The sequence below is a fragment of the Streptococcus sp. OH4692_COT-348 genome, assembly GCF_003859975.1.
Lineage (GTDB): Bacteria > Bacillota > Bacilli > Lactobacillales > Streptococcaceae > Streptococcus.
In genome coordinates this window covers 1-204 of sequence record NZ_RQZB01000098.1, presented here as the reverse complement: position 1 = coordinate 204, position 204 = coordinate 1, and the positions used below count along the sequence as shown (strand labels likewise).

General features: G+C 42.2%; 1 protein-coding gene. It reads right to left on the bottom strand.

All coding sequences use genetic code 11. From position 1 onward, the window contains the following. Positions 1-204 (bottom strand): hypothetical protein (locus EII37_RS11050; protein ID WP_221620949.1); only part of this gene is annotated, 204 nt, incomplete at both ends.

Here is a 204-nt window from a genome sequence, read left to right as displayed (position 1 = left end):
CTACCTTAGTTCCTGGTGGATATGTTGAGCCATCTGGTTTCTTAGGCGTTACAATCGCATTTCCATTTGGTTGTTGAGTAATTTCAATCTTACCTGGCTTTTCAGTTACTGGTGTTTCTGGTGTTACCTTAGCTGGAGTTTCTACTGGAACTTCCACAGCTGGTTTACCTGGTTCAGTAATCTTACCTGTACCTGGAACTTTAC